Origin of the sequence: Acinetobacter sp. YT-02, from assembly GCF_002412355.1 — a bacterium.
GTDB lineage: Bacteria > Pseudomonadota > Gammaproteobacteria > Pseudomonadales > Moraxellaceae > Acinetobacter > Acinetobacter towneri.
Genome location: NZ_NOZT01000023.1, coordinates 1 through 569, shown reverse-complemented (window position 1 = coordinate 569; position 569 = coordinate 1). Strand labels below are relative to the sequence as shown.

1 rRNA gene is annotated in these 569 nt (G+C 52.4%); it reads left to right on the top strand.

From position 1 onward, the window contains the following. A 23S ribosomal RNA gene (locus CF596_RS08020) occupies positions 1 to 569 on the top strand; the annotation flags it as partial.

Below are 569 nucleotides of genomic sequence, written 5' to 3'. Positions count from 1 at the left end.
CTTCGGGAGAAGGTACGCTGTTGATGGTGATAGGACTTGCTCCTTGAGCTGTCGACAGCCTCAGAAACCAGGCCCCTGCAACTGTTTATTAAAAACATAGCACTCTGCAAACACGAAAGTGGACGTATAGGGTGTGATGCCTGCCCGGTGCTGGAAGGTTAATTGATGGGGTTAGCGTAAGCGAAGCTCTTGATCGAAGCCCCAGTAAACGGCGGCCGTAACTATAACGGTCCTAAGGTAGCGAAATTCCTTGTCGGGTAAGTTCCGACCTGCACGAATGGCATAATGATGGCGGCGCTGTCTCCAGCAGAGGCTCAGTGAAATCGAATTCGCCGTGAAGATGCGGTGTACCCGCGGCTAGACGGAAAGACCCCGTGAACCTTTACTGCAGCTTGACATTGAACTTTGACCTTACTTGTGTAGGATAGGTGGGAGGCTTTGAAACTTGGACGCTAGTCCGAGTGGAGCCGTCCTTGAAATACCACCCTGGTAATGTTGAGGTTCTAACTCTGTCCCGTTATCCGGGACGAGGACCATGTCTGGTGGGTAGTTTGACTGGGGCGGTCTCC